4 protein-coding genes and 1 pseudogene are annotated in these 2827 nt (G+C 67.5%); 4 read left to right on the forward strand and 1 reads right to left on the reverse strand.

The window, feature by feature from the left end:
* Positions 1-132 (reverse strand): hypothetical protein (locus N878_RS29585; RefSeq protein WP_256218098.1); only part of this gene is annotated, 132 nt, incomplete at its 3' end.
* A 115-nt stretch (positions 133-247) separates the two neighbouring features.
* Here N878_RS29585 and N878_RS16830 point away from each other — a divergent pair.
* The 4 genes and pseudogenes from N878_RS16830 to N878_RS16845 all read left to right on the forward strand — a co-directional run.
* Positions 248-1075 (forward strand): zinc-dependent peptidase, encoded by an 828-nt coding sequence (locus N878_RS16830; RefSeq protein ID WP_021444771.1) that lies wholly within the window; start codon positions 248-250, stop codon positions 1073-1075.
* Between the two features lie 78 nt (positions 1076-1153).
* Positions 1154-1681, forward strand: coding sequence for an inorganic diphosphatase (gene ppa / locus N878_RS16835; RefSeq protein WP_017675534.1), 528 nt, complete (start codon positions 1154-1156; stop codon positions 1679-1681).
* A gap of 297 nt (positions 1682-1978) precedes the next feature.
* On the forward strand, positions 1979-2419 hold the full coding sequence (aroQ, locus tag N878_RS16840) for a type II 3-dehydroquinate dehydratase (protein ID WP_021444772.1): 441 nt from the start codon (positions 1979-1981) through the stop codon (positions 2417-2419).
* A gap of 4 nt (positions 2420-2423) precedes the next feature.
* Positions 2424-2827 (forward strand): annotated as a pseudogene (locus N878_RS16845) (shikimate dehydrogenase); the annotation flags it as partial.

A 2827-nucleotide genomic window follows, 5' to 3' on the forward strand; every position in this document is an offset into this window, starting at 1 on the left:
TCGTCGCTCAGTTCGGCGAAGGGATCGTCCGGCCAGCCACATGGCCCGAGCCCGCGCCGCCTGCTGCGGCAAGTCCAGCCCGGCGCCGAGGGCCAGGCTGAGCGTGGGGTGTTCGAGCAGTTGCAGCGTCATGGCCGGCCCTCCTGCGCAAGCAGCATCCTGCCCGGTCGTTGCAGGCTTTATGCCGACTTGTGGCAGGCGCCCGCGGCGCTTAAGGTGGCCGCATCTTTCCTGCGAGCCTTTCAGCATGTGGTCCTTCAAGGCCTGGCGCCGCCAACGCACCCTCGAACGCAACCCGATCGACCCGGCCCACTGGGCCGAGGTGCGCCGTCGCCTGCCGATCCTCGACGGCCTGGACGAGGCGGAATTGCAGCGCCTGCGCGAGCGCGCCGCGCTGTTTCTCGCCAGCAAGCGCCTGACCGCCCTGCCCGGCGTCGAGCTGGGCGCGGTCGAGCGCCTGCTGCTGGCCGCGCAGGCGCAGCTACCGCTGCTGCACTTGGGCGAGCAGGACTGGTACCGCGGCTTTCACGAGATCGTGCTGTACCCCGACGACTTCCTCAGCCCGCAGCGCCACCGCGACGCCGCCGGGGTCGAGCACGAATGGGACGACGCCCGCAGCGGCGAGGCCTGGCAGCAGGGCCCGGTGATACTCGCCTGGCCCGGGGTCGAGGCCAGTGGCGGCTGGGAGGGCTACAACCTGGTGATCCACGAACTGGCGCACAAGCTGGACATGCTCGACGGCGGCGCCAACGGCCTGCCGCCGCTGCACCGCGACATGCGCGTGCAGGACTGGGCGCAGGCCATGCAGAGTGCCTTCGACGCGCTCAACGCCGAACTGGACGCCGATCCCGACGCCGAAACCGCCATCGATCCCTACGCCGCGGAAGACCCGGCGGAGTTCTTCGCGGTGACCAGCGAATACTTCTTCAGCGCCCCGGACCTGCTGGCCGAAGCCTTCCCTGCGGTTTACCGACAACTGGCGCTGTTCTACCGCCAGGACAGCCTGGCCCGCCTGCAGCGGCTGCAGGCCGAGCACCCCGACTACCGGATGGCGACAAACGCGACCAATGGCTGAGTAAGCCGGCGTAGTCACCCCGTGCGAATGTGCCTATAATCCGCCCCACTTTTTTGGCCCTCCCTGGGAGTTCCCCCCATGAGCTACAGCAAGATCCCGGCTGGCAAAGACCTGCCGAACGACATCTACGTTGCCATCGAGATCCCGGCCAACCACGCGCCGATCAAATACGAAATCGACCACGACAGCGATTGCCTGATGGTCGACCGTTTCATGGCCACGCCGATGTTCTACCCGGCCAACTACGGCTTCATCCCGCACACCCTGGCCGACGACGGCGACCCGCTGGACGTCCTGGTCGTGACCCCCTACCCGGTGGCGCCGGGTTCGGTGATCCGCGCCCGTCCGGTCGGCGTGCTGCACATGAGCGACGAAGCCGGCGGCGACGCCAAGCTGGTCGCGGTACCGCACGACAAGCTGACCGTGCTGTACAAGGACGTTCAGGAATACACCGACCTGCCGGCCCTGCTGATCGAGCAGATCAAGCACTTCTTCGAGAACTACAAGGATCTGGAGAAGGGTAAGTGGGTCAAGGTCGAAGGCTGGGGCGGCGCCGAAGAGGCCCGCGGCCTGATCAACAAGGCAGTCGCGGCTTACCAAAAATAAGCCCTGACCACCCCCTAAAAGCCGGCCACAAGCCGGCTTTTTTATTGCCTGCTCGCCGCCAATCCCCGCCCCTCGCCCCAGCGCCTGGCCGGTAATCGCCCAGTTTCGCCGCCCGCCCTGGCGCCCTGCCATCTGGCTGCAAGCCCCGCCATTGCTGGCCTGCAGCGCTCCCACCGAGCTTTCCCCGGCTGCCGTTGGCCAGCGCAAGCGATCCGCTCGATTGACCGCATTAACTAGTTAGTACATTTTCCGAAACGACTTGTCGCCCGTTGCCACAACAACAAGAGATCGCCCCCTATGTCCCCCTGCATCCTGGTGCTCAACGGCCCCAACCTGAATCTGCTCGGCACCCGCGAACCGGCCACCTACGGCCATGAAACCCTCGCCGACATCTCCCGGCTGTGCGCCGACACCGCGGCCGAGTGCGGCCTGGCCATCGAGTTTCGCCAGACCAACCACGAAGGCGAGCTGCTCGACTGGATTCACAAGGCGCGCGGGCGCTGCGCCGGCATCCTGATCAACCCGGCCGCCTGGACCCACACCTCGGTGGCGATTCGCGACGCCCTGGTGGCCAGCGAGCTGCCGGTGCTCGAGGTGCACCTGTCCAACGTGCACAAGCGCGAGGCCTTCCGCCATCACTCCTTCGTTTCGCCGATCGCCGTCGGGGTGATCTGCGGTCTCGGCAGCCAGGGCTATCGCCTGGGGCTGCAATACTTCAGCCAGTTGCTCAAGGGATAACGCCATGTCCTCCGCCACATCCAGCATCCTCGCCGGCCTGATCGGGGCCGGCATCCAGGGCTCGCGCACGCCGGCCATGCACGAACGCGAGGGCGACGCCCAGGGCCTGCGCTACCTCTACCGGCTGATCGACCTGGACCAGCTCGGCCTCGACAGCGGCGCCCTGCCCGAGCTGCTCGGCGCCGCCGAGCGCATGGGTTTCACCGGGCTGAACATCACCTTCCCCTGCAAGCAGGCGATCATCCCGCTGCTCGACGAGCTGTCGGACGAGGCGCGCGGCATCGGCGCGGTCAATACCGTGGTGCTCAAGGACGGCAAGCGCGTCGGCCACAACACCGATTGCCTGGGCTTCGCCGAGGGCCTGCGCCGCGGCCTGCCGGGCGTGGCGCGCCAGCGCGTGGTGCAGAT

Origin of the sequence: Pseudomonas sp. EGD-AK9, from assembly GCF_000465935.2 — a bacterium.
Lineage (GTDB): Bacteria > Pseudomonadota > Gammaproteobacteria > Pseudomonadales > Pseudomonadaceae > Aquipseudomonas.

Bases quoted from the DNA above. Each gene is read 5' to 3' on its own strand.
- N878_RS16830 (WP_021444771.1), top strand. From the start codon at position 248: ATGTGGTCCTTCAAGGCCTGGCGCCGCCAACGCACCCTCGAACGCAAC.
- aroQ (WP_021444772.1), top strand. From the start codon at position 1,979: ATGTCCCCCTGCATCCTGGTGCTCAACGGCCCCAACCTGAATCTGCTC.
- ppa (WP_017675534.1), top strand. From the start codon at position 1,154: ATGAGCTACAGCAAGATCCCGGCTGGCAAAGACCTGCCGAACGACATC.